At 71.5% G+C, this 23,350-nt stretch carries 20 protein-coding genes and 2 pseudogenes; 12 read left to right on the forward strand and 10 right to left on the reverse strand.

Annotation, left to right across the window (positions count from 1 at the left end):
* The 7 genes from JSY13_RS02080 (at position 1) to glmM (ending at position 7,429) form a co-directional block, all read left to right on the forward strand.
* Positions 1-1,026: a HepT-like ribonuclease domain-containing protein gene (locus JSY13_RS02080; protein ID WP_259607354.1), complete on the forward strand. Its 1,026-nt coding sequence runs from the start codon at positions 1-3 to the stop codon at positions 1,024-1,026.
* A 4-nt stretch (positions 1,027-1,030) separates the two neighbouring features.
* Entirely contained in the window at positions 1,031-1,909 is an 879-nt protein-coding gene (gene truA, locus JSY13_RS02085) for a tRNA pseudouridine(38-40) synthase TruA (RefSeq protein ID WP_259607355.1), read from the forward strand.
* Between the two features lie 255 nt (positions 1,910-2,164).
* Positions 2,165-2,833 carry an endonuclease/exonuclease/phosphatase family protein gene (locus tag JSY13_RS02090; RefSeq protein ID WP_259607356.1) on the forward strand — a complete coding sequence of 223 codons (669 nt, stop codon included), beginning with the start codon at positions 2,165-2,167 and terminating at the stop codon, positions 2,831-2,833.
* Between the two features lie 145 nt (positions 2,834-2,978).
* Positions 2,979-4,904, forward strand: a complete 1,926-nt coding sequence (locus JSY13_RS02095) for a DUF4012 domain-containing protein (protein ID WP_259607357.1) — start codon at positions 2,979-2,981, stop codon at positions 4,902-4,904.
* A 193-nt stretch (positions 4,905-5,097) separates the two neighbouring features.
* Complete coding sequence (gene rplM, locus JSY13_RS02100) at positions 5,098-5,544, forward strand: 50S ribosomal protein L13 (RefSeq protein ID WP_259607358.1); 447 nt, start codon at positions 5,098-5,100, stop codon at positions 5,542-5,544.
* Between the two features lie 26 nt (positions 5,545-5,570).
* Positions 5,571-6,056, forward strand: coding sequence for a 30S ribosomal protein S9 (gene rpsI / locus JSY13_RS02105; protein WP_259607359.1), 486 nt, complete (start codon positions 5,571-5,573; stop codon positions 6,054-6,056).
* Between the two features lie 17 nt (positions 6,057-6,073).
* Positions 6,074-7,429, forward strand: coding sequence for a phosphoglucosamine mutase (glmM, locus tag JSY13_RS02110; protein ID WP_259607360.1), 1,356 nt, complete (start codon positions 6,074-6,076; stop codon positions 7,427-7,429).
* 302 nt (positions 7,430-7,731) lie between these two features.
* Here the strand turns inward: glmM and JSY13_RS02115 are convergent, their stop codons facing one another.
* The 6 genes and pseudogenes from JSY13_RS02115 to JSY13_RS02135 form a co-directional block, all read right to left on the reverse strand.
* Positions 7,732-8,019 carry a hypothetical protein gene (locus JSY13_RS02115; RefSeq protein WP_259607361.1) on the reverse strand — a complete coding sequence of 96 codons (288 nt, stop codon included), beginning with the start codon at positions 8,017-8,019 and terminating at the stop codon, positions 7,732-7,734.
* A 248-nt stretch (positions 8,020-8,267) separates the two neighbouring features.
* Complete coding sequence (locus tag JSY13_RS02120; RefSeq protein WP_284439533.1) at positions 8,268-8,984, reverse strand: hypothetical protein; 717 nt, start codon at positions 8,982-8,984, stop codon at positions 8,268-8,270.
* 88 nt (positions 8,985-9,072) lie between these two features.
* Positions 9,073-9,462 (reverse strand): annotated as a pseudogene (locus JSY13_RS12635) (arsenate reductase/protein-tyrosine-phosphatase family protein); the annotation flags it as partial.
* Positions 9,459-10,058, reverse strand: coding sequence for a VanZ family protein (locus tag JSY13_RS02125; protein WP_259607362.1), 600 nt, complete (start codon positions 10,056-10,058; stop codon positions 9,459-9,461). The gene JSY13_RS02125 and the pseudogene JSY13_RS12635, both read right to left, overlap by 4 nt.
* On the reverse strand, positions 10,055-11,152 hold the full coding sequence (locus JSY13_RS02130) for a glycosyltransferase (RefSeq protein WP_259607363.1): 1,098 nt from the start codon (positions 11,150-11,152) through the stop codon (positions 10,055-10,057). The genes JSY13_RS02125 and JSY13_RS02130 overlap by 4 nt, the downstream gene beginning before the upstream one ends.
* Positions 11,152-12,462, reverse strand: coding sequence for a UDP-glucose dehydrogenase family protein (locus tag JSY13_RS02135; RefSeq protein ID WP_259607364.1), 1,311 nt, complete (start codon positions 12,460-12,462; stop codon positions 11,152-11,154). The genes JSY13_RS02130 and JSY13_RS02135 overlap by 1 nt, the downstream gene beginning before the upstream one ends.
* A 139-nt stretch (positions 12,463-12,601) precedes the next feature.
* Between JSY13_RS02135 and JSY13_RS02140 the strand changes: the two genes are divergently transcribed.
* The 4 genes from JSY13_RS02140 to JSY13_RS02155 all read left to right on the forward strand — a co-directional run bounded on the left by JSY13_RS02140 (position 12,602) and on the right by JSY13_RS02155 (position 17,714).
* Entirely contained in the window at positions 12,602-14,122 is a 1,521-nt protein-coding gene (locus tag JSY13_RS02140) for an O-antigen ligase family protein (protein WP_259607365.1), read from the forward strand.
* 535 nt (positions 14,123-14,657) lie between these two features.
* Complete coding sequence (locus JSY13_RS02145; protein WP_259608242.1) at positions 14,658-15,593, forward strand: CpsD/CapB family tyrosine-protein kinase; 936 nt, start codon at positions 14,658-14,660, stop codon at positions 15,591-15,593.
* Positions 15,577-16,803 (forward strand): glycosyltransferase family 4 protein, encoded by a 1,227-nt coding sequence (locus JSY13_RS02150; RefSeq protein ID WP_259607366.1) that lies wholly within the window; start codon positions 15,577-15,579, stop codon positions 16,801-16,803. The genes JSY13_RS02145 and JSY13_RS02150 overlap by 17 nt, the downstream gene beginning before the upstream one ends.
* Positions 16,800-17,714 carry a polysaccharide pyruvyl transferase family protein gene (locus JSY13_RS02155; RefSeq protein WP_259607367.1) on the forward strand — a complete coding sequence of 305 codons (915 nt, stop codon included), beginning with the start codon at positions 16,800-16,802 and terminating at the stop codon, positions 17,712-17,714. Before JSY13_RS02150 ends, JSY13_RS02155 begins: the two co-directional genes overlap by 4 nt.
* A gap of 50 nt (positions 17,715-17,764) precedes the next feature.
* Here JSY13_RS02155 and JSY13_RS02160 read toward each other — a convergent pair whose 3' ends face one another.
* The 4 genes from JSY13_RS02160 to JSY13_RS02175 all read right to left on the reverse strand — a co-directional run bounded on the left by JSY13_RS02160 (position 17,765) and on the right by JSY13_RS02175 (position 21,957).
* Positions 17,765-18,952 carry a hypothetical protein gene (locus tag JSY13_RS02160; protein ID WP_259607368.1) on the reverse strand — a complete coding sequence of 396 codons (1,188 nt, stop codon included), beginning with the start codon at positions 18,950-18,952 and terminating at the stop codon, positions 17,765-17,767.
* Positions 18,953-19,005: 53 nt separating this feature from the next.
* Positions 19,006-20,064, reverse strand: coding sequence for a glycosyltransferase family 4 protein (locus tag JSY13_RS02165; protein ID WP_259607369.1), 1,059 nt, complete (start codon positions 20,062-20,064; stop codon positions 19,006-19,008).
* The gene (locus tag JSY13_RS02170) at positions 20,061-20,912 is read right to left on the reverse strand and encodes a glycosyltransferase (protein ID WP_259607370.1); all 852 of its coding nucleotides are present in this window, start codon (positions 20,910-20,912) and stop codon (positions 20,061-20,063) included. The genes JSY13_RS02165 and JSY13_RS02170 overlap by 4 nt, the downstream gene beginning before the upstream one ends.
* Before the next feature lie 73 nt (positions 20,913-20,985).
* Positions 20,986-21,957: a glycosyltransferase family 2 protein gene (locus JSY13_RS02175; protein WP_259607371.1), complete on the reverse strand. Its 972-nt coding sequence runs from the start codon at positions 21,955-21,957 to the stop codon at positions 20,986-20,988.
* A gap of 123 nt (positions 21,958-22,080) precedes the next feature.
* On the opposite strand from JSY13_RS02175, the pseudogene JSY13_RS02180 reads away from it, so the two are divergent.
* Positions 22,081-23,156: pseudogene (locus JSY13_RS02180) on the forward strand (IS110 family RNA-guided transposase).
* Positions 23,157-23,350 lie beyond the last annotated feature (194 nt).

The raw sequence follows: 23,350 nt of genomic DNA on the forward strand, positions 1-23,350 counted from the left end.
TTGCTCGCGCTGCTGTGGGATGTGCGGGCGGCGTCTGAGCAGATCGCGGAGTTCATCGAAGGGCTTGATCAGGTCGCATACCTCGCGGATGGCCTCCGGCGGTCGGCCGTGGAACGCCAGCTCGAGATCATCGGGGAAGCTTTGAACCGTCTTCGAAGACTCGATCCCGAGATGGCTGACCAGATTCCGGAGATCAATCGCATCATCGGACTCCGCAACATTCTCGCCCATGGATACGCGACGGTCGACGATGACGTCGTCTGGACAGCGGCATCAACCCGTGTTCCGGAACTTCGTGCGATCGTGCGATTCTTGATCACCGCGGAGCAACGCCGAAGGGACGGCTCTGTCCTGGGCGACACTGTAGAGGTTCGGGTCTGGTTCGACGGCGACACGGGTACGGAGGACGGGGTTGAACCTCGCGAAGCGCTCATCGCGGGTGAACCCACCGAGGCGCTGATACACGCGTTGACAAGGACGTTCGGTCCGCTGTCTCAGAGTCCGTCGGTGGTCGTCCGGGAAGGCCGCGCGACGCGCTATTGGGTGGGAGTGATCACGGACGATGTGACGCTCGCAGATGCAGCCCGGCTGGCCGACGGTGAGGTCCTGCAGGTCGATGTGCATGGCCGCGGCGGTGACTTCATTCCGCTGGTGTGGGACGTGGTGCAGGCGGGTCTGACAATCGCGACACTCGTACAGGGCGGGCGTGCAGTCACGCGCGCACTTGATCGCGCGCGCACAAAGAGGCAGCGTCTCGCTGCCCAGGCATGGGTAGATGGCGGAGCCGACGATCAGCCCCCGATGGAACTTCGGCAAGCCGTCTGCTCTGAGCGAGAGTGGACGCGTGCGGAGTTCGACCGGTTTTTGGTCTGGATCGAGCCACTGGATCTCGGTTGCTACGGACTCTGGGCTTCGAGAAGATCTCCAGTAACCCCGAAACGTGGAGCGACTCACGCAGCAACTGACCCCGCCGACATCGCTGCACTGGCGGCGGCCCGGCGCGAAGGGGCCGCGCCGATAGGCTGAATCCGTGCGCATTCGGTTGGACATCGCCTACGACGGCACGCACTTCCGCGGCTGGGCGAAGCAGCCGGGCCTGCGCACCGTGCAGGGGGTGCTCGAGGCGGCGCTGGCCCGCATCGTCGGCTCCGAGGTGCAGTTCGTCGTCGCCGGGCGCACGGATGCCGGGGTGCACGCCACCGGGCAGGTCGCGCACGTCGACCTCGACGACGCGCAGTGGGCCCGCGTGGAATCGCGGCACGGTCGCGCCGCGCACGATCCCGCCGGATCGATCGCGGGACGGATGCGGGGTGTGCTCGGCGCCTACGCGGACGCCACCGTCACCGCGAGCTCCCTCGCCCCGGAGGGGTTCGACGCCCGCTTCTCCGCCGTCTGGCGGCGGTACCGGTACCGGCTCGCCGACGCCGTGAGCGGCTACGACCCGCTGCGCCGGAACGACACCACCAGCATCCGTGGCGAACTCGACGTCGACGCGATGGACGCCGCCGCCCGCACGCTCATCGGCCTGCACGATTTCGCCGCCTACTGCAAGGGGCGCGAGGGCGCCACCACGATCCGCACGCTGCTCGACTACCGCTGGCACCGCGACGAGGAGGGCGTGCTCGTCGCCGAGGTCAAGGCCGACGCGTTCTGCCACAGCATGGTCCGCGCCCTCGTCGGCGCGTGCGCGGCGGTGGGGGAGGGGCGCCTCGACGTCGACGACCTGGTGACCCTGCGCGACGCGCTCACCCGCACCAGCGAGTTCAAGGTGCTCGCCGCCCGCGGCCTCACCCTGACCGAGGTCGGCTACCCGGCCGACGAGCTGCTCTCCGCCCGCGCCGAGCAGACCAGGGCCCGCCGCGACCGCGACGGCTCGGTGCCCGGGATGGACCCCGTCGACGACGAGTGACCGGCACTCCCCGGCATCCGGAACCCCTGCCCGCCCGGCATCCGGAACCTGTGCCCGCCCGGCATCCGGAACCCCTGCCCGCCCGGCATCCGGAAAACGGAGATCAGTCGGTGTGCCGCCGGCGTGTCGGGCCGGGACACGCCGGGCGGGCGCCGGTTCGTCCGGATTTTCCGAAGCAACTCGCCGGTGGTGATTCGTCGTAACACCGTCCAGCCCCTTGCGTCATCCGCGGGACGGGCTACTAGCGTGGGCGCCATGAGGGTCATCTCGTACAACCTGCGTAAGCACCGGGCCGCGAGCGAACTCGCGCAGCTGGTCGCCGCGCAGGCCCCCGACATCCTCTGCCTGCAGGAATGCGACACCACCGCCCTCCCGGACGCCGTCGACGGCCTCACGCTCGTGCGCGCCACCGCCGGCAACCGCCTGGGGCTGGCGATGTACGCCCGCGCCAACACCTTCCGCATCGACGACGTGCGCACCATCGGCCTGAAGAAGTCGCTGCACGACCGGATGCTGAAACCCGCCCATGAACGCGTCCTCGGCGCCCGGATGCACGAGATCGACAGCGGGCGCGGGCTGATCGTGGCCTCCTTTCACGCCGCGCCGCTCACCGCGCTGAACTCCCTGCGCCGCAACCAGATCCGGGCCGCCCTGAACGAGCTCGAGGCGATGGGCCCGGGGCTCCCGGTGCTCATGGTCGGCGACTACAACTACCCCGTCTTCAAGGAGAACCTCGGGCAGACCGTGCGCGAGCACGGCTACGCGCTCACGCTCAGCGACGACCACACCTACACGCGCTACCGGGTGTTCCGCGGTCACTACGACTTCGCGACTTCGGTCGGGTTCCACATCGACAGCATCCGCACCCTGCCGCAGGGCACCAGCGACCACCGGCCGATCCTCGTGACGGCGGAGGCGGCGTAGCCGCGGCGCACCTCGATGCGGACCAGGCCGTCCAGACCCGTGAACGCCTCCCGGTCCCGCGTGACGAAGTTCGCGATCAGCCATAGGACGCGAGCACGCCCGGCAGTATCCTTGTGCGAACAGTCCAGCGTCGGGGGAGGATGCCATGGGTGTGCGGTCCGCATCTCGTAGGGGCGATGACGACGGACGCGCGGACGGGGTCGACGATGTCGAGCAGCTGTTCGCCGCCGACTCCGGCGACGAGAGCCCGCCGCGCCGTAAGCGCCGGCATCCGGTGCGCGCCGCGATCCTGTGGACCCTCCTCGTCCTGATCCTGCTCGCCATCGCCGCCGCGATCGCGGGTGCGGTCTTCGTCAACCAGGCGATGCAGGTGCGCGACGATCTGCAGGCGGCGAAGTCGAAGATGTCCCAGCTGGTGCCGCTCGTGCGCGCCGGCGACACCGCGAAGATCGACCAGGTCTCCGCGGAGGTGCTCGAGCTGACGGCATCCGCCGACCGCACCGCGAGCAACGATCTGTGGACGTTCGCCAGCCGGGTGCCCTGGGTGGGCGCGAACGTCACCGCCGTCAGCGAGACGACCCAGGCCACGCACATCCTGGTGCGCGACGCCATGCCGATCATGCTCGACCTGATGAAGGTCGCCGACATCGGCAACATCAAGGTCGAGGGCGGCGGCATCAACCTCGAGCCGTTCCGTGCCGCGCAACCGCAGATCCCGGCACTGCGCGCGGTGTTCGACGAGGCGAAGTCGCACGTCGACCGGATCGACCGGGACGCCATCCACCCGATGATCGAGGAGAACATCGGGCAGATCGTCGACGTGATCGACGATGCGGCGCCCGCTCTCGCCTTCGCGGAGAAGCACCTGCCCCTCGTCCTGTCCGTGCTCGGCGCGGACGGCCCCCGCACGTACGCCCTGCTGTTCCAGAACAACGCCGAGATCCGCGCCACCGGCGGCAACCCGGGCGCGGGCACCATCCTGCTCGTCGACAACGGCAGGGTGACGATGCGCGACGACCCGCAGGCGCGCATCTTCGTCAACGAGGGCCCGACCGGGCGCTACCGGGTGGGGCTGGACTCCCCGGAGAAGATGGCGCTGTTCGAGGAGGACACCTGGTTCTACTCGCAGAACTACACCCGGCCCCCGGACTTCGCGGATGCCGCGACGATGGTGAACGGTCTGTGGGCGCAGACCATCGGCGGCCGCCCCGACGGCATCATCGCACTCGACCCCGTCGTGCTGTCGTACATGCTCAGCGTCGCCGGTCCGGTGACCGTACCGGGGGAGGCGACGCCCGTGACCGCCGACAATGCGGTCAAGCTGCTGTTGAGTGACACCTACGAGCGCTTCGGGAACGACGGTCCGGCCGCGGACGCGTACTTCGCGAAGGTGTCGTCGGCGGTTTTCTCCACCGTGATGAGCGGCGGCTGGGATCCGCTGGCGATGCTCGAGCAGCTGAAGAAGGCGGCGTCCGAGCAGCGCATCTACGCGTGGTTCGCGGACCCCGCCCAGCAGGCGATGGCGGTCGAACTCGGCATCGACGGGCACGTCGCCTCGACGAACGCGGAGGAGACGCAGGTGGGCGTCTACCTCAACGACTCGTCGTACTCGAAGCTCGAGTACTACCTGTCCAACGCCGTCACCGTGACGTGTTCCGCCGAGAACCGGACCGTCACCACCGCCCTCACCATGCAGAACTCCGTGCCCACCGGCGACCTGAGCACCTACACCCTCGGCCACCGGAACCCGAGCTGGGGCTTCCCGCGCACGACGATGCTGCTCGATGTGATCGGCATGGCGCTGCCGGGCGGGCAGCTCGTCGGTGTCGATCCGGCCAGCGGCGACCGCGACGGGTGGGACCGCAGCGGCGTGTACAACGGCCGCGAGACCCGCAGCCTGTTCATCGCCGTGCCCAAGGGCGAGTCGCGCACGGTCTCGTTCACCTCGACCGTGCCGGCCGACGCCGCCGCTCCGCTCGCAGTGCGGTACACGCCCACCGTCACTCAGACTCCGGTGACGATCGATCCGTCGTGCGACGCGCTGTTCCCGCGGGCGGACGCCGCGCAGTGACCCTCGCTTTGCGCCGCGGATGCCGGATGCCGTAAGCTTGACCTTTGGTGCCCGGCTGCCGGGTGCCGCGAACGTGAGCCCTCCACTGGCGCTGTTCCCGCTCGGACCCTGAGCTTGTCGAAGGGTCATGATCGGGAACCACCCCGGAGTGGGATTCACGAACACCTCCGTTCGACAAGAAAGCAGCACTATCGTGACGCGCACTTACACCCCGAAGGCCGGGCAGGTCCAGCGTGACTGGGTCGTCATCGACGCCACTGACGTCGTCCTCGGCCGTCTGGCTTCGCACGCCGCCGCACTCCTGCGCGGCAAGCACAAGCCGACCTTCGCCAACCACATCGACACCGGTGACTTCGTCATCATCGTGAACGCCGACAAGGTCGCGCTCACCGGTCAGAAGCTCCAGAAGAAGCTGGCCTACCGCCACTCCGGCTACCCGGGCGGCCTCAAGTCGGTGAACTACGCCGAGCTCCTCGAGAAGAACCCGGTCCGCGCCGTGGAGAAGGCCGTCCGCGGCATGCTCCCGAAGAACAGCCTGGGCCGCCAGCAGCTGTCGAAGCTGAAGGTGTACGCCGGTGCCGAGCACCCGCACGCCGCTCAGCAGCCCACGCCGTACACGCTCGACCAGGTCGCCCAGTAAGCGCCGCTCAGACTAAGGACATACTCGTGGCCGACATCCAGGACACCACCGAATTCCCGCAGAACTACTCCACCGCGACCCCTGAGGCAGAGGTCGTGGAGAACGCTCCCCGCCCCGTGCTGAGCGTTCCCGGCGCCGCCGTGGGCCGTCGCAAGCAGGCCATCGCCCGCGTGCGTCTGATCCCCGGCTCGGGCGTCATCACGGTCAACGGCCGTACCCTCGAGGACTACTTCCCGAACAAGCTGCACCAGCAGCTGATCACCGACCCGTTCACCGCGCTGAACCTCGTCGGCGCGTACGACGTCATCGCCCGCATCTCGGGCGGCGGCGACTCGGGCCAGGCAGGCGCTCTGCGCCTCGGCATCGCCCGCGCGCTGAACAACATCGACGCCGAGAACAACCGCCCGACCCTGAAGAAGGCCGGCTTCCTCTCCCGTGACGCTCGCGTCAGGGAGCGCAAGAAGGCCGGTCTCAAGAAGGCCCGCAAGGCCCCGCAGTACTCGAAGCGCTGATCGACGCCGTTCCATACATGGCACTGTTCGGTACGGACGGGGTGCGGGGGCTGGCGAACGGCACCCTCACCGCCGAGCTTGCGCTCAACCTGGCCCAGGCGACTGCTGTCGTCCTGGGCCAGGGCCGTATCGCCGAGGCGCGTCGCGCCGCCGGCAAGCGGCTCACCGCGGTCGTCGCTCGCGACCCGCGGATCTCCGGTCACTTCCTCAGCGCGGCCGTCGAGGCGGGTCTCGCATCGTCGGGAGTGGACGTGCTGGATGCCGGTACGCTGCCGACCCCCGCGGCGGCGTTCCTCATCTCGGACATCGACGCCGACTTCGGCGTGATGATCTCGGCGTCCCACAACCCCGCGCCCGACAACGGGATCAAGATCTTCGCCCGCGGCGGCGTGAAGCTGCCCGACATCGTCGAGCAGCGCATCGAGCAGGCGATGTCCGGCCCGAAGCTGCAGCCCACCGGCGGTGACGTCGGCCGCGTGCAGCGCTTCTCGGATGCCGAGGACCGCTACGTCATGCACCTGCTGGCCTCGCTGCCGCACCGGCTGGAGGGCATCCACGTGGTGCTCGACTGCGCCAACGGCGCGGCATCCGGAGCGTCCCCCGAGGTGTTCCGCAACGCGGGCGCGAAGGTGACCGTCATCGGCGCCGATCCGGACGGCCTGAACATCAACGACGGCGTCGGTTCGACCCACCTCGACAAGCTCGCGGCCGAGGTCGTGCGCGTAGGCGCTGACGTCGGCATCGCCCACGACGGCGACGCGGACCGCTGCCTCGCGGTGGATGCCGATGGCAACGTCGTCGACGGCGACCAGATCATGGCGATCCTCGCGGTCGCGATGAAGGAGCGCGGCAAGCTCAAGCACGACACCCTCGTGGCGACCGTGATGAGCAACCTGGGCCTGCACGTCGCGATGCGCGAGCACGGCATCACTGTGCGCCAGACCGCGGTCGGCGACCGGTACGTGCTCGAGGACATGAACGCCGGCGGATACTCGCTCGGCGGCGAGCAGTCCGGGCACGTGATCATGAGCGACTACGCGACCACCGGTGACGGGCTGCTGACCGGCCTGCACCTGGTCGCCGAGATGGCGCGGCAAAAGAAGACGCTCGCCGAGCTCGCGTCGATCATGACCGTGTACCCGCAGCTGCTGGTGAACGTGAAGGACGTCGACAAGACCCGCGTGAACGACGAGTTCGTCATGGCGGCCGTGCGGGAGTGCGAGCAGGAGCTCGGCGAGACCGGCCGGGTGCTGCTGCGCGCGTCGGGCACGGAGTCGCTCGTGCGCGTCATGGTCGAGGCAGCGGATGCCGAGACCGCACAGCTGCACGTCGACCGGCTGGCCACGATCGTCAAGGAACGCCTCGCCCTCTGACCCTCGCCCGCCGGTCGTAGAGCGAGCACCGCCGCAGGCGGAGCGAGACGAAACGCGCGCTCCTCCCGGGTCGGCCCCTTCCCGGTCGTTGAGCGAGCGGAGCGAGACGAAACGCGCGCTCCTCCCGGGTCGGCCCCTTCCCGGTCGTTGAGCGAGCGAAGCGAGACGAAACGCGCGCTCCTCCCGGGTCGGCCCCTTCCCGGTCGTTGAGCGAGCGGAGCGAGACGAAACGCGCGCTCCTCCCGGGTCGGCCCCTTCCCGGTCGTTGAGCGAGCGAAGCGAGACGAAACGAGCTCGCCGGTTCAGCGCGCCGTGATCAGATGTCGCGGCGGCCCTTCGATGCGCGCCACGGCGATCTTCACCTCGGTGAGTTCGTCCTTCACTGCGTCGAAGCGTCCGGTGAACTTCTCGTCGAGTGCCCGGATCTCTCCGGTGAGCTTCTCGTCGACGGACTTGATCTCGGCAGTGAACTTGTCATTGAACGACGCGAACCTGGCGTCCATCCGGTGGATCACCCATGCGAAGCCCGCGAACATACCGACTCCGAGTGTCACGAGCGCGCTGATGATCGTGACGAGCTCCTCGGACATGTACATGCCTCCATTGTGACGCGGCCTGATCGGGGTTGTCAGCCCACGGTAACGCCCGTGCCGAGGCGCGTCGGCCTCTCCGCTGGCCGCTGTGGAGGACTCGCCACAGCGGCTCTGTGTGGAGGAGAGGCGTTTCGTCTCGTTTCGCCTGCGGCTGCGCTCGCTCAACGACCGGGAGGGGCGGCTGCGCTCACTCAACGACCGGGAGGGCGCTCCGCTCGCTCAACGACCGGGAGGTGACGGGCGGTTCAGGGACCGGGAGGGGCGGCGCAGACGCGGAAGACGGGCCCGTCGACGAGGATCTCGGTGGTGCAGGGGTCGTGCGTCAGGCGCGGCGTCTCGGCCATACCGGGGGCGTCGAACAGGCCGATGTGCGCGCCAGACAGGAACACGGCCGACACCGGCGCGCCCCAGGGCTGTGCCGCCAGCCACTCGGTGTCGGACTCCTCGACCCACTCGCGGATCGGCTCCACCACCGCGCGCTGCGCCGCCAGCGTCTCCTGCGGCATGAACGGGCGCTGCGCGTGCAGTACGTCGCCCGCCGCGGCGGTCAGCCCGATCACGCCGACCGCGACGGCGACACCGCCGCGCACCGCCGCCCCGGCCGGCCGCAGGTCGGCGCGCCACAGCATCCGTGCCCCCCACACCGCGACCGCCGCGAGGATCGGGACGAACGCGAAGATCCCCGGTGCCGGATGCCGCACCCAGAGCGGCAGATCGGACGACAGGGACCACCAGCCCAGGTAGTTCGCCAGGCCCGCCACCGTCGCCGCGGTCGTCGCCCGCACCCGCACCGGAATGCCGGCGCCGTTGCGCCGCCCGGCCCAGAATCCGCCGACGATCAGCAGCAGCGCCGCCAGCACGGCGAGCAGCGGCATCCACCACGGCAGGAACCACGCGTCGAGCATGGTGCGGAACTTCTCGATCGGCGTGTTCGGCGGGTACGTGTACGTGTTCCCGAACATGAAGTTCTTGATGTCGCGCAGGTGGACGTAGTAGCCGGCCGGGCGAGCGGTGCTCGCGCGTCATCGTCAGCACCAGGTCGCTCTCGCCGAGGATGCCCTCGGTGAGCAGCCGGGCGGCGTGGCCCGCGGCATCCGTCTCGAGCGCGCCGAAGCGCGTGGCCAGCGCGGCCGCCGGCTCGGTCATGCCGTGGCCGACGAGCGCGTGCGTGCCGGCGCTGTGCACGCGCACGCCCAGCCCCTGCAGGCGGGCGCGCAGCAGGACCTCGGCCATCGGCGAGCGGCAGATGTTCCCGGTGCAGACGGTAAGGATGGTCGCCTCGGCGACCGCGGTCGCAGGCGCGACGGATGCCGGCTGGGCGGGCGGGAACAGACCGGTCGGCTGAGGCGGCAGCGGGGGAGCGTCCGGCAGGGCTTCGCGCAGCTGCCGCAGCTCGCGGCGGCTCAGGCGGGGCAGGGTGTCGCCGTCGGGGTCACTCATCCCTCCAGGGTACGGCGAGTCTCGTCGCGGAGTGCACGGGCGCCGGCCACCAGCCCCCAGCCGCCGACGGCGCCGAGCGTGTTGGCGACGAGGTCGGAGAAGGACGGATACCGGCTCGGGAGGAGGATCTGCACCGCCTCGATCGTCACGGTGGTGGCGAGCCCGGTGGCGGCGATGGCCCAGCCCGACAGTCGCGGCCAGCCGGCGGCGAGCAGCAGCCCGAGCGGCACGAACAGGGCGATGTTCGCGAGGAACTCGAGCACGGGGTAGCCGAGCGCGTAGGGGACGATGTCGCGGGCGGCCAGGAAGCGCGCCAGACGGTTCACGATGCCGGTGGCCACGGCGGCCTGCTCGCCGGGCAGCCAGGTGAGCAGGAGGAGCACCACGGAGTACGGGGCGAGCACGAGGCGGGGGAGGAAGCGGAGGGGGTCGAGGGTGGCGGAGCGGCGGGGAGGGGACGACGCTTCGACGGGCTCAGCGTCCGGGTGCGGGCGGGACGCTTCGACGGGCTCAGCGTCCGGGAAGTCGGACCCTTCGACAGGCTCAGGGTCCGAGATAGGCTCAGGGTCCGGGGCGGGCTCAGGGGCCGGGGTCATCGGACGAACTCGCGGATGCGGGCGGTGAAGACGGACTCGCGGAAGCGGCCCACGGCGGCCTCCGCGTCGAAACACGGCAGGGCGATCGCGGCGGTGATGGCGGCGGCGAGGGCCCCGGCATCCGATGCGTCTGCCGTCACCCCGCTCACCCCGGCAGTGTACGTCTCGGTCTGGCCGCCCACCGGTCCGGTGACGACCGGGGTGCCGGCGGCCTGTGCCTCCACCGGCAGGATCCCGAAGTCCTCCACCGCCGGGAACACGAATGCGGAGGCCCGCTGCAGCAGCGCATACAGCAGAGCGTCCGACGGTGCGATGATGAACCGCACCGGCGTGCCCGCCGTCTCGGCGAGCGCGCGCAGCCGCGGCTCGTCCGGACCGCTGCCGGCGATCACGACCGGCAGCCCTGCCCTGGCCCCCGCCGCGATCACGAGATCGAGCCGCTTGTACGGCACGAACCGCGAGGCGCCCAGCACGAAGGCCTCGGGCAGCTCGTCGAGCACCCGCCGTTCGGCGTCGGCGCTCACCTCGGCGCGCCAGTCGTCCCGCGCGAGGATGCGGTCCACCGCCACCGGCGGGTGGATCACCTCGGCGCCCCGCCCCCAGGCGCGACGGATGCGGTCGCGCACGAACGCGCTGTTCGCCGCGATCCGTGTCGCCTCCTGCGCCCGGCGGCGGTCGAGCCGTCGCAGCGCCGGCGCCGCCGCCCGCACCAGGGGCCGGTCGCCGCGCTCGTCGAGCTCGGGATTCCAGATGTACCGGGCGGGAGTGTGCGCGTACACGTACTTCGGCACGTCGCGGCCCGGCATCCGGGCGTGGTGGGCGAAGAGGTGCGAGCTGACCAGCATCCACTCCGCCTCCGGGTCGGCGGCCAGCCGGCGCCACGTCGGGACCATGAACGGCAGCGCGAGCGCCTTGTGCCGGCGCAACGGCGTGCGCGCCAGCCAGCTCTCCCGGGCGCGACCCCCGAAGCGCTCCGGCGCGTCGTCCCACAGGCAGCGGATGCCGGCATCCGGGAACGCCCGCGCCATCGCCTCGAGCACCTGCTCGGCGCCGCCCGACGGTTCGATCCATTCGTGGACGAGGAGTCCGGGCACTACGGGCGCCCCATGCCGAAGTACGTCCAGCCTGCGGCCCGCCAGGCCTTCGGGTCGTACGAGTTGCGGCCGTCGACCACGACCCGACCGCGCGCGAGGGACGCCGCGTGCTCGGGGGTGAGCTGTCGGCGGTACTCGTCCCACTCGGTCACCAGCAGCACCGCATCCGCGTCGCGCAGCGCCTCGTCGCGCTCCGTCACGTACGTCAGCTGCGGATGCAGGCGCCGCGCGTTCTCGATCGCCTGCGGGTCGGTGACGACGACGTCGGCGCCGAGGCCGCGCAGCCGCACCGCCGCATCCAGAGCGGGGGAGTCGCGCACGTCGTCGCTGAACGGCTTGAACGCCGCACCCAGCACCGCCACCTTCTTGCCGAACACGCTTCCCCCCAGGCCGTCGATCACGAGCTGCACGGCGCGATCGCGGCGGCGCAGATTGATGGCATCCACCTCCCGCAGGAAGCTGACCGACTCGCGCCGGCCGAGCTCCTCGGCCCGTGCAGCGAAGGCGCGGATGTCCTTCGGCAGGCATCCGCCGCCGAACCCGATGCCGGCGCCGAGGAACTTGCGGCCGATCCGGGCGTCGTGCCCGATCGCCTCGGCGAGCAGCGTGACATCCGCCCCGGTGACCTCCGCGATCTCCGCCATCGCGTTGATGAACGAGATCTTCGTGGCCAGGAACGCGTTGGCGGCGACCTTGACGAGTTCGGCGGTGGCGTAGTCGGTGACGATGAACGGGGTGTCCTTCGCGATCGCGGGGTGGTACACCTCGCGCAGGACGGATGCCGCGCGCTCGCCCTCGTCGCCGTCGGGGACGCCCACGACGATGCGGTCGGGGTCGATCGTGTCCTGCACGGCCCAGCCCTCGCGCAGGAACTCCGGGTTCCAGACCAGGGTGGCGCCCGTGACCGCGACGCGCTCGGCGAGCACCGCGGCGGTGCCGACGGGCACCGTGGACTTGCCGGCGACGACGTCGCCCGGGCGCAGATGCGGCAGCAGGGAGTCGAAGGCCTCATCGACGTGGCTGAGGTCGGCCGCGTGGCCGCTCTGCTGCTGCGGGGTGCCGACCCCGACGAAGTGCACGTCGGCGCCCGCGGCGGCGGCGATGCCGGTGGTGAAGGTCAGCCGGCCCGAGCGGATGCCCTCGGCGAGCAGCTCCTGCAGGCGGGGCTCGAAGAACGGCGCCTCGCCGCGGGAGAGCGCGGCGATCTTGCCCTCGTCGATGTCGATGCCGACCACGTCGTGCCCGATGGAGGCCATGGCCGCGGCGTGCACGGCCCCGAGATAGCCGCACCCGATGACAGAGAGCCGCACGATCGTTCCTCTTCCCCCAGGGACACCGTAGTCTCATCATGGCGCATGCGTGCGACGCGGAGGTGAACGATCTGGACCCCTCTCCTGTTCGTGGCGAGCGTGCGGGTGTCATACTGAACTCACGCTTGAGGGGGCGGACATGGGGATGGGGCTGGGTACGCGCACGTCCCTTTCGCCGCGCCTCGCGGATGCCTGGTCGCACGTGTGGCAGTGGACGCTCTTCGCCGGCGGCGTCGCGGCCGGCGCCTACCTGCTGCTCGATCGCGGCATCGCGAACGGCGCCGTCACCGCCGCCGCGATCGGGGTGCTGCTGATCGGCCTGGTGCTGACCGGAGCGCAGCCGATGGCCATCCCGCTGATCGCCACGCCCGCGCTGTTCGTCGTCGAGCGGATGGGGCTGGGCGGCGGGGACCTCACCGTGTCGGATGCCGCGCTCGCGGCCGCCTGCGCCACAGCCGTGTTCCTCGGCGACCGCGATCTCAGCCCCCCGATGAAGGCGCTGCTGCGGCTGAACCTCGTCTACCAGTTCGCGACGCTGTTCACGGTGATCGTGAACCCGTTCGTCCAGAACACGATCGAATGGGTCCACGCGTGGCTGCTGATCTCCGGCGCGCTGATCACCGGCTGGGCGATCGGCCGGGCGGGCAAGGCGCGAATCGCGTTCGTGCTGATGCACCTGGTTGCGGCGACGATCGCCGTCGGCGTGCTGATCGCGGCCGTGCCGATGGTCGCGGCCTGGGAGTTCACCGGGGTGTATCCGCAGTGGCCCTGGCCGATGCACAAGAACTTCGCCGGCGGCGCCCTCGCGTTCGTGGCCTTCCTCGCGTACCTCAACCCGGACTGGGCGGCGCTGCCGAAGCGCTGGGCGCGCGCGTCGATGATCCTCGCCGCGGTCGGGCTGCTGCTCACCCAGTCGCGTCAGGCCATGATCGGCCTCCTCGTCGCCCTGCTGATCCACGTCGTCCGGCAGGGCGCGGCGAAGCACTGGGTGCTCATCAGCGCGATCACAGTGCCGGGCGTCGTCCTCATCGTGCAGAGCGTGGTCGAGCAGATCGAATCGCAGAACCGCTTCAATTCGGCGAACCAGCGCCTGGAGTGGATCCGCCAGGTGTACGCGCTCTGGAAGGAGTCGCCCCTGTTCGGGCACGGACTGCGCTACTGGTACGTCACCCCCACCTCGCCCTTCCAGCCGCCGCAGGCCGAGCTCGAGGTGGTGGCCTCGGCCGGCCTGGTGGGGCTGCTCGGCTTCGGCATCATGTGGCTGGGAATCGTCGTGGTCCTCTGGCGACTCGACCCGCGGTTCGGGATGCTCGCGCTCGGATCCGTTCTCGCCCGCATCGTGCAGGCGCAGTTCGACCTGTTCTGGGTGTCGGCGCAGGTGTCGATCCCCTTCGTGATCGCCGGCATCTGCCTCGGAGCGCAGGCGCTCGCCGTCTCTCGCGGCGAATCGAGCGACTACCGGAACACGCGCGGGCGTAAGATCAACCGCAATACACACGGGGGTGGAGATGGAGATCCGCGACTACTTCCTGGCGCTGCGGCGCCACGGAATTGCGATCGTGCTGCTGGTGCTCGTCGGGCTCGGGGCCGGGTACGGCTGGGTTCAGCTGCAGACGCCGGTCTACCAGGCGTCGGCCAGCGGCTTCGCGAAGGCCCGTGACACCATCACCGAGACCGGCGACCAGATCTCCCCCGCCGGCAACGACAGCCTGGCCCGCTCGAAGGTGCAGTCGTTCCTCGACATGGCGACCTGGCGCACGGTCGCCGAGTACGCCGCCGAGGAGATGGGCATCGAGGCTCGGCCGGAGGATCTGGTGCGCCGGATCGAGGTCACGAATCCCCCGGGCACGCCCATCCTCCGGATCACCGCGCAGGGCCCGACGCCCGAATCCGCTCGCAGCCTCGCCGAGGCGTGGGCGAAGGGCCTCATCGCCACCATCGACGCGAGCGACGGCGACGGCACCGAGGGGTCCGCCCCGGTGACGATCCTCCTCGGTGAGTCGGCGTCGCTGCCGACCGAGCCGGTCTTCCCCGACACCGAGACCTCACTGCTGGTCGGCGGCCTCCTCGGCCTGGGCGCGGGCATCGCGTTCGCCGTGCTGCGGGCGCTCTCCGACCGCCGCATCCGGCCGAACGACGACGTCGAGCAGCGCATCGGGATCCCCGTGCTCGGCAGCATCCCGCAGGTGAGCGGCATGGACCCCGGTACCCAGCTGATCGACGACAGCGCGAGGCACACCAAGGCCGGCTTCGCCATCACCGAGGCTCTGCGCACGCTGCGCACCAACCTGCAGTTCATGGACGTCGACCATCCGCCCCGGCGGATCGTCGTCACCAGCGCGCTGCCGGGGGACGGGAAGTCGACGGTGGCCGCGAACCTCGCCGCGATGCTCGCCGCGAACGGCGAGCACGTCGCGCTCATCGACGGCGACCTGCGCCGCCCCACGGTCGCTGCGACGATGGGGCTCGTGCCCGGCGCGGGACTCACCGACGTGCTGGCCGGCCGGGCCGAGCTGATCGAGGTGCTTCAGCGAGCGCCGCACACCCCGGGGCTGATCGTGCTGGGCGCCGGTACGATCCCGCCCAACCCGAGCGAGCTGCTCGGGTCGGACCGGATGCGCGCCGTCCTCGACGAGCTCGCGCAGCACGCCATCGTCATCATCGACGCCCCGCCGCTGCTGCCGGTGACCGACGGAGTCATCCTCACGCACCAGGCCGATGGCGCGATCATCGTCGTCACGGTCGGCAAGACCACCTACGACCTCGTCGACAAGGCCACCGCCGCGCTGGAGAAGGTGAACGGCCGCGTGCTCGGCCTCGTCCTCAACCGGGTGCCCCTCACCAGCGCCGGCGCCAAGTACTACGCGTACGAGTACCGTTCCCGCCACGACGAGCCGGAATCGGCCGCAGCATCCGAGACCGAGACGCCGGCGCCCGCCAAGCCGAAGGCGAGGGGAGGTCGCGGTGCGAAGCGCACCCCGCCGAAACGTCCCCGCACCGTGGGACAGGAGCTGCCCGCCATCGAGCACCTGGACGACGAGTCGACGCTCGATGAGCTGTTCGGTGACGAGCCCGTCCCCACGACGGCACCGGAACGGACCACGGGCGGCCGGCGTGACGTCGCGCACTGAGTCGATCGCCGGTCCGAGGGCCGGCGTCGATCCGCGTGCGCCGCTGCGCGTCGCGCTGATCGCGTCGTCGTTCATCCCGCACGTGGGGGGCGTGGAGACCCACGTCGCCCAGGTGGCGCAGCGCCTGCAGGACCGTGGGCACGCCGTCGAGGTCTGGACGGTGGACCGCGGCATGCGCTCCTCACGGCCGTTCCCGGTGCCGGTGCACTACCTGCCCGCGCCGTTACCCGCGCGCAGTCTCGACGGGGCGGTCCGCACGGTGTGGTCGATGCCCCGCGCGTGGCGCGAGTGGCGACACGTGTGCCGGGCCTTCGCGCCCGAGGTGCTCGCCGTCCAGTGCTTCGGACCGAACGGCGTCTACGCGTCGGCGCTGCACCGCTCGACCGGGACGCCGCTGATGATCAGCTCGCACGGCGAGACGCTGGGCGACGACAACAACGCCTACCGATCGGCGTTCCTGCGACGCAGCCTCACCGTCGCACTCGGCCGGGCCGCGGCCGTGACGGCCCCGAGCCGCTACGTGCTCGACGACCTCCGCGCCCGGTTCGGCCTGGCCCCGGGGCTCGGACGGATCGTCGCGAACGGCGTCGATCCCGCCCTCGGCGTGCGCTCACCCGACGCCCCGCGCGAGCGGCTCGTGCTGGCGGTCGGCCGGCTCGGGCGGATGAAGGGGTTCGACCTGCTCATCGACGCCTTCGCGCAGGCCGGTCTCGCCGGCGTGCGCCTGGAGATCATCGGCGGCGGCCCCGAACGCGACGCGCTGCACCGGCGGATCGAGGCGGCGGGCCTCGGCGACCGTGTGCGTCTCGTCGGCGAGCGGGATGCCGCCGGTGTGGCCCGCCGCATCGGCGAGGCGGCGGCGGTGGTCGTGCCCAGCCGCTCGGAGGCGTTCGGGATCGCGGCGCTGGAGGCCTGGCGCGGCGGCGCCGCCTTGGTGATGACCTCTCGCGGCGGGGGAGCCGAGCTCGTCCGCGACGGCGAGGACGCCGTCCTCGTCGACCCCACGGACACGGCGGCGCTCGCCGCGGCGATCCGCTCGGTGATGACGGACGAGGAGCGCCGGCTCTCCCTCGCCCGGCGCGGGGCGGAGCGTGTCGGCGCGTTCGGCTGGGACCGGATCGCCGAGGAGTACGAGCGGATCATGCTGCAGGTGCGCGCGCACGTCGGCTCCCCGGGCGGGCGTGCGGCAGTCGTCGGCGGCCGCGCGTGACGCGCCCGTGGACGCCGCCCTACCACGGCGGCCTGCGGCGGAGGGGGCGTCAGCTGCGCCGGCTCGCCGAGGCGCTGGGGCAGCCGTCGGCACGATCCGGCGGTGTCATCGTGCCGACGTTCTGGTGGGACGGGCACCCGAACTTCGGCGACGACCTCACGCCGTGGCTGCTGCCGCGCTACGGCATCGTGCCTCTCTACCGCGAACCGCGCACCGCCCGCCTGGTGGGAGTGGGCAGTCTGCTCGAATTCCTCCCGGGCGGCTACAGCGGGGCGATCTGGGGCTCGGGACTGATGGGTGACGTCCGGCATCCGCTGCCGCACGCCACCGTGCTCGCCGTCCGCGGGCCGCTGACCGCCGAACGGATCGGCCTGAGCTCCGCACCCGCCTACGGCGATCCCGGGCTGCTGGTCGGCCGCCTCCTGCCGCGCCCGCCCGGCGACGGCCGCATCGCCGTCGTGCCGCACGGGCATCACCGCGCGCACCCGGGGCTCGCGGCGCTCGTCGCCGCGGCCGGGGACGGCGCGAGGGTCGTGAACGTGCACCAGCGCGCCGCACCCGCCGTGCGGGAGATCGCGGCCTCCCGCGGCGTCGTGACGACCTCGCTGCACGGCCTGGTTACCGCCGACGCCTACGGCATCCCCGCGGTGTGGACCACCCTCGACCCGCCGCTCGGCGGCGGGGACTTCAAGTTCCGCGACTACGAGGCCGCCCTCACCCCGGGGCGGACGCGGTACCGGCCGCTGGGCGGCTCCCTGGAGGATACGCTCGACGGCGCGGAGCCCGTGGACCCCGCCGCCGTGGCGGCCCTGTCGGACGGCCTGGAGGCGGCGATCACCCGGGTGCGCGGACTGCCGCTCGGCCAGAGGCCGTTCCCCGCCGGCATCCCCGCTGCACTGCGCAGCCGCTGACGCCGACGCGCCAGCGTCCACAGTGCACCGCGGTCAGCAGCGCACCGCGGTCAGCGATGCAGAGCGCGCCAAGCCGCCCGCGCCACCGGGTTCCTGGACGCGGCCCGGCGCAGCTGCGCTCCCGCCGCACGCGCTCGCGCCACCACCGACCGGGCGCGGTCCGACGCGGTCCAGTGCCAGCCGATGCGCGCCGCGTACTCGCGGATCTCGCGGTCGAACGCGTCATCCGACACCAGCGCCTTCGCGATGTAGGCGTCGCGGTGCGCGAAGTACGGCTCGAGGGCGAACGTCGCCGGCACGAACTCGTGCAGATGCCCCGCCATCTCGAGCGTGAGCATCGTGCGCACGCACTTCGGGCACGCCGAGCAGTTGCGCACCCGCTCCGGGTCGTCGTCGGTGCAGACGTCGAGGTAGCGGGCCTCGGGCCTGCCCACGAGCGCCAGCGTCTTCTCCACACGGGTGAGTCCGGATCCCGCCGAGCCGATCGTCACCGCCGTGGTGGACAGCAGCGGCACGAGCATGACGTTGATGATCTCGATCTTCTCATCCAGGCGCACGTCCGGGAACGCCACCGCCGACGACAGGTGCAGCCGGCCGATGCCGGCGCCGAGCAGGTGCGGCACGGTGGCGTTGCGCATCGTCACGGACTGGATGAACCCGATCCGGGGGTAGTGCTCGTCGAGGTTGCTGTCCACGGTGAGAAACGGCAGCCCGATCTCGGCCGCCGCGCGGGCGAGCGGCGCGCACCGGGCGCGCCAGAGCGCATCGCCGTCGCGGCCGTGCGCCCCGACGCTGTTGTTCAGCAGGTGGGTGAGCCTCAGGGACGGCGCCACGTCGTCGGCCCAGTGGTACTCCGCGAGCGTGGCGAACGAGTCCACTCCGCCCGAGAACCCGGCGGCCACCCCCGGGGCCGGCGCGGCCGGCGGGGCCGTCTCGTCGGCGGCGACGCGGATGCGGTGCAGCCCGGGGTGCACGAGCGCGAGCAGCCGCTGCAGGTCGCCGTTCATCTGATGCAGCAGGCTGTCGGTCATCGTGCCGCCGACGTGCAGGTCGCGCCCCTCCTTCATCGCCGTCATCAGCAGTCCGATGGCGACGTGGTCGGCGCGATCGCCCAGCAGAGGGGCATGCACCTCGTCCACCGCGAACCACAGCGGTGCGCGGCCACTCACATCCGCGATCACCCGCACCCGGTCGCCGGTGTGCTCCGTGCGCGGGGCGGAGGTGATCATGGCGTCCATGCACTCATTATGCGGCCGGCGGCGGGCTCGTCGGGCCGGTCGCGGGTTCGTGCTCAGACGGAGTCCCAGATGCGGGCGTGGGCGAGGGCGCTGCGCTCCCACGTGAAGGCGCCCGCGTGCTCCCTGGCATCCCGCAGCATCCCCGCCAGCGATGCGCGGTCCGCGGTGGCGTCGATCAGGCCGGCCGCGATCGATGCGGCATCCGGCTCGACCATGACGGCGTGACCCGATGCCACCTCGGGGAGGCTGCTCGTGTTCGCCACGACCGCCGGGACGTTCGCCGCCATCGCCTCGAGCACGGGCAGGCCGAATCCCTCATACAGGGAGGGCACCACGACCGCGCTCGCCGCGGCGACCAGCCCTGGCATCAGGTCGTCCGGCACGCGGCCGAGCAGGACGGCCCCTGGCATGCCCTCGAAGAGCGCGGTGCGGCGCGGGTGCGGCGGCCCGGCCAGCACCAGGGTGTGCTCGGGGCGCTCCCGGTGCACGCGCGGCCACGCCTCCGCGAGCGCGCCGAGGTTCTTCCGCTCGGCGGCGCCGCCCGCGTGCAGGACGTACGGCCGCCGCACGCCCAGTCGCGCCAGCGCGTCGTCGTCGAGCGGAGCCGCATCGAAGTAGCGCGCATCGACGCCGTTGTGCACGACATGCGGATGCCGGATGCCGATCACCTCCACGGCCTCGCGGGCGCTGAACTCCGAGACGCAGATGACGGCGGCGGCCCGACGGAGCTCCTCGACGGCGGCGGGCACCGGCGTGGACTCGTCGGAGAACCGCCACGCCACGACGTCGTGCAGCGTCACCACGTCGGCGTGCGGCGAGGGTGGCAGCTCGAGCCCCATCCGGTGCGAGACGGCGTCGCCGGCGAACAGCATCCGCCCGATCTCGCGGCGCACGGCGACCGGGGCGCGGGCGACGACACGCATCGGCAGGCGCCGTGTACCGGGCAGAGGGGAGCGCAGCGATCGGACCACGAGCTCCCGCACCCGCCAGGACGCCGTGGACGTCTCGCGGAGAGCGTCCGCGGCGTGGGCGATGATCCGACGCTCGTACGCCTGCGCGCCCATCGGCGTCGGCGTGGCGATCGTGGCGATGCTCAGCCGCGGGGTGCTCATGATCGCCGGCCGGGCCGCAGCCGTCGCAGCATCCGCGCCGCGCGACCGAGCAGCCGGTTCAGCCCGCCGAAGCGGCGTTCCAGCACATCGAGCCGGGCGGCGTGCTGGTCGCGCTCCGCCCGGACCCGCCAGTACCTCGCCATGATCTCCTCGACGTGCGCGCCCCAGATGCCGGCGTTCCGGCGCACCACATCGAGATCGCGCGCGATCCTGTCCTCGGGGGAGGTGCGTGCGGTGACCTGCCCCCGGTGGCGGCGGTACTCGTAGAGCGGCTGGTGCACGACTGCGGCCCGCCGGCCGGCGGCGAGCAGGCGCACCCAGAACTCCCAGTCCTCCCCGAAGGGTATGTCGGTGTCGAATCCCCCGAGAGCGGCCCAGTCCTCCTTGCGGAAGGCGGATGCCCCGGGGATGACGTTGCCGAACAGGAGGTCGACGACGCCGTCGACCTCCGGCAGCCGCTGGACCGCCTCCAGACGTCCGAAGAAGCGCAGGTCGATCGAGACGACCCCGATCCCGGGGTCGGAGTCGAGCACCCGGACGACCTCGGCAGCCAGGCCGGGCAGGATGCGGTCGTCGCTGCCGACCGGCATCACGTACTCGGTCTCGAGCGCCTCGATGCCGGTGTTCATCGCCGCGCTGACACCGCGGTTCTCGGGATGCCGGATCACCCGCACGCCGCGCTCCGCCCACCGCTTCAGGGCGGCGAGCGTCCCCGCATCCGTCGACCCGTCGTCGACCACGACGATCGGGCAGGCCACGCTCTGCGACCGGACCGAGGCGAGGCACTCGTCGATGTAGGCGCCGTCGGTCTGATAGACCGGGATGACGAACCCCAGCGTTCCGGTCATCGATGCTCCTCCCCGGGCACAGTCTATGTCCAGCGCACCGGCCGGCAAGGGGTGCGCGAACCGCTGCGCGGGGTCAGCGAGAGGGCGCGGAGCCGCCGCCGAGCGCGGCACGGATGCGGTCGGCCTCCCGCCCGCTCCGCTCCGGCGGGAGAGGACCGAACCGCGCCTGCCGGATCGCGGCGCCCGCTCCCCACGCGATGCCGAGGAGCGTGACTCCCAGCCTCTGCAGGCGGCGCACGACGCCCCCGGCGTCGCCGATCGCGCGCAGCTCGGCGCCGATCCAGCGGCGCAGCAGAGGGGAGCGCAGACCGTCGTGCCGGGCGAGCATGACCATGTGGTTGCGGCGGCCGTACAGCTTGTAGCGCGTGTCGAAGCGGCGGCCCTTCACGTGCGGGGCGGGGAGGTGATCGACGACGGCGTCCGGGACGAACACGGTCCGCCCGCCTGCGCGCTTGACCCGCAGGAACATGTCGGTGTCCTCCCGCATCGCGGTGCCCGGGTAGTCGTCGCGGAACCCGCCGAGCCGGGCCAGCATCTCGCGGCGGAACGACATGTTCGCCCCGATGCCGTGGTCGACCTCGACGATGCCGTCGGAGAGGGCCGCGAACCCGGCGGTCAGCGTGCCGTCGTCCCGGAGCCGCCCGATCGGGGCGTCGTACCGCTCCTCGCCGGGCAGCAGGTTGCGGGTGCGGCCGGCGACGGCATCCGGCCTGGGCGTGGTCGCATAGGCCGCCAGCAGCGCGGTGGCCCAGCCGGGCGCGACGACGACGTCGTCGTCGAGGAAGGCGATCACGTCCCCCCGGGCGTGCAGCAGCGCCTCGTTGCGGGAGCGGGTCATCCATCCTGCGAGCCCGGGCCGGTGCAGATAGGTCGCCCCCGGGAACGCCGCCTCGGCCGCAGCGCCGTCGTGGTGGGCCGAGGCGTCGACGACGATCACCTCGTGGCCGTCGCCGAGGGCGGCGGCCAGCGACGCCAGGCAGCGCACCAGGAAGGCCGGCCGCTCGTAGGTGACGACGCAGACGCTGAGAGCACACGGGGCCGACATGAGGCTCAGCCTAGACGATATGAGCCTTCGGTCCTCTTGAGGCTGGGGCCTCGATTCGCGTAAGCGTGGGTTGCCAGCCTGTGGGGGCTGGCCTATCCGACAGGCGAATGGAGGCCCCAGTTGATTTCTCAGCGTACGAGCGTCGGGCTGGATGTGCACGCGCGGAGCGTGTTCGCAGCCGCGATCGATGAGCGGACTGGTGAGGTGATCCGGCGACGATTCGGGTACGACCCTGCCGGCGTTGTGGCCTGGGTGCGCTCCTTGCCGCAGCCGACGACGGTGACCTACGAGGCCGGTCCGACGGGTTCGCGTTGGCGCGGCTGTTCGAGGCGGCCGGGATCACATGCCTGGTCGCGGCGCCGTCGAAGCTGCAACGACCGACCGGTGACCGGGTCAAGACGGACGCGCGGGACGCGTTGCATCTGGCGCGGCTGCTGCGGTTGGACGAGATCGTCGCGGTCCGCGTGCCCTCGATCGAGCAAGAGACCGCGCGAGATCTGGTCCGCGCCCGTGAGGACAACCGCGGCGAGCTGATGGCTGCTCGACACCGGCTCTCGAAGCTGTTGCTGCGTCACGGGATCATCTACGACGGCAAAGCGTGGACGGGCGCGCACGACGCATGGTTGCGTCGACACCGGTTCGAGCACCCCGGTCTGCAGGCGGCGTTCGACGCGGACTACGAGGCCGTCCAGCAGGTCGGAGCGCGCAAGGATCGCTTGGACAGGCTGATCGAGCAGATGGCGGCCAGCAGCGAGTATTCGGGCGTGGTGCGACGACTGGGTTGCTTGCGCGGGATATCCACGCTGACCGCGTTCGCGTTGGCGGTCGAGATCGGCGACTGGGACAGATTCACCGGCTCAACGATCGGCGCGTTCCTCGGACTGGTGCCGTCCGAGTACTCCTCCGGGCAGTCTCGGGTGCAGGGCTCGATCACCAAGACCGGCAACACCCACGCCCGCCGGCTGCTCGTCGAAGCGGCCTGGCATCACCGCAAACCGTATCGTCCGGGCGCGGTCATGCAGACCCGATGGGCCCAAGCCCCCAGCATCGCCGTCGCTCGCGGGGACGCCGGCAACCATCGGCTGCATCGAAAGTGGCAACAGTTCACCACCCGCAAGAAGCGTCCCGTGATCGCGAACGTCGCCGTCGCCCGCGAACTCGCAGGCTGGTGCTGGTCCTTGGCCGTCATGCCCGACTGACAGCCGACCCGACCGGTCGGCGGCGGCCGTGGACGACGATGACGGCACCGCGAGGAGCGACCCGCGATACAGCTATGAGCAGCCCCCGACAGGCGACGCTCGACTCTAGACAAGCGGTCCCGCTCCAGCCGAAAAGCACGTCCTGCGGTAACCAACCCGCGCATATCAGTCTGACCGCGCGTCGCCAACGACAC

Source organism: Microbacterium neungamense (assembly GCF_024971095.1).
GTDB lineage: Bacteria > Actinomycetota > Actinomycetes > Actinomycetales > Microbacteriaceae > Microbacterium > Microbacterium neungamense.

Coding starts and splice junctions, on each gene's coding strand:
- glmM (WP_259607360.1), top strand. CDS start 6,074: ATGGCACTGTTCGGTACGGACGGGGTGCGGGGGCTGGCGAACGGCACC.
- JSY13_RS02175 (WP_259607371.1), bottom strand. CDS start 21,957: ATGTCGGCCCCGTGTGCTCTCAGCGTCTGCGTCGTCACCTACGAGCGG.
- JSY13_RS02160 (WP_259607368.1), bottom strand. CDS start 18,952: ATGGACGCCATGATCACCTCCGCCCCGCGCACGGAGCACACCGGCGAC.
- JSY13_RS02090 (WP_259607356.1), top strand. CDS start 2,165: ATGAGGGTCATCTCGTACAACCTGCGTAAGCACCGGGCCGCGAGCGAA.
- JSY13_RS02115 (WP_259607361.1), bottom strand. CDS start 8,019: ATGTCCGAGGAGCTCGTCACGATCATCAGCGCGCTCGTGACACTCGGA.
- JSY13_RS02095 (WP_259607357.1), top strand. CDS start 2,979: ATGGGTGTGCGGTCCGCATCTCGTAGGGGCGATGACGACGGACGCGCG.
- JSY13_RS02165 (WP_259607369.1), bottom strand. CDS start 20,064: ATGAGCACCCCGCGGCTGAGCATCGCCACGATCGCCACGCCGACGCCG.
- JSY13_RS02145 (WP_259608242.1), top strand. CDS start 14,658: ATGGACCCCGGTACCCAGCTGATCGACGACAGCGCGAGGCACACCAAG.
- JSY13_RS02125 (WP_259607362.1), bottom strand. CDS start 10,058: ATGACCCCGGCCCCTGAGCCCGCCCCGGACCCTGAGCCTATCTCGGAC.
- JSY13_RS02140 (WP_259607365.1), top strand. CDS start 12,602: ATGGGGATGGGGCTGGGTACGCGCACGTCCCTTTCGCCGCGCCTCGCG.
- JSY13_RS02120 (WP_284439533.1), bottom strand. CDS start 8,984: ATGTTCGGGAACACGTACACGTACCCGCCGAACACGCCGATCGAGAAG.
- JSY13_RS02170 (WP_259607370.1), bottom strand. CDS start 20,912: ATGACCGGAACGCTGGGGTTCGTCATCCCGGTCTATCAGACCGACGGC.